We start from the raw sequence: 1011 nt of genomic DNA, 5'->3' as shown, positions 1-1011 counted from the left end.
CTCGCCTGGCGTAAGGCCTGCTTTATGTGACGTCTGTTGTAGGTATGCGGGGTTCGAGTCTGAGGTAACCCCCATGTATAACAAGACATCTCGCTCTCTAATCGATTCAGTTACACGGAAAGTGTCACCAACTTTGATAGCTTGAAGGGTTTTACCCATTTCAGCTTCTTCTTGCGTCTCTTCTAAATTATGTTCTACCATATTCAATACACCCCTACGCTTATTTTATGATCATGTCATTTCCAACGATTATTTGTTGCGAAAAAAGCAACAGTCTCTCTTATATTTTATCAAATAAACTGGATATATGCGACAAATACAATAGTATGGTGGTAGACACCATTGTACCGGCTACATAAAAAAAAGCTACGACCAGAATGTCATAGCTTTTTTAACCAATTTTATTTGTTCTCTATATAAGTGGCTAACAAGTCAATATATAAGTTGACGAATGTTAGATACTCGTCCTTGTCCACGTATTCATCAATTTGATGTGATGTTGTTGATCCTGGGCCAAAGATGATGATTGGGTAGCCTGCTGGTTTGTTAGCAACAAAGTTTGCCCCATCCGTACCACCTGTCATTGGCACAACTTCCAAGTCTTGGTTTAGGTATGTAGCGCCTAATGTTTTGGTTAATTGCACTAAGTCTGAATTAACCCCGCCATTTAGTGGCTTTAAGTCTAGGGTTAATTGTAGGTCGAAGTCTGCCCCTTTATCCAAGAATTCTTGGTAAACTTCAGAAAATACACCTTTAACTGCTTCGTTGTCGAATTCAGGTACCGTACGGATGTTGAAGACAACTTCTGCGTGGTCAGGAATGGTATTCACTTGGTCACCACCACGGAATACAGTCACGTTAAAGGTTGGCTGTTTCAATAATTGGTCTAATTCTTGGTTACCAGCGTCGTCACCTTCAACTGCCCCGTATAAATTCAATACTGGTGAGAAGTCTAATTGACCAAAGCTGATATCTTTTGTCGCTTCTTTGAATGCCTGTTTGAAGGCTAAA

At 40.4% G+C, this 1011-nt stretch carries 1 protein-coding gene and 1 pseudogene; both read right to left on the bottom strand.

The window, feature by feature from the left end:
- A pseudogene (locus ACRCJ0_RS15245) lies at positions 1-201 on the bottom strand (dehydrogenase); the annotation flags it as partial.
- Positions 202-401: 200 nt separating this feature from the next.
- A partial coding sequence (locus tag ACRCJ0_RS15240) for a M20/M25/M40 family metallo-hydrolase (protein ID WP_431391049.1) occupies positions 402-1011 on the bottom strand: 610 nt, incomplete at its 5' end.

The organism is Aerococcus sp. L_32 (genome assembly GCF_050689315.1).
This window is presented reverse-complemented; position numbering and strand designations above follow the sequence as displayed.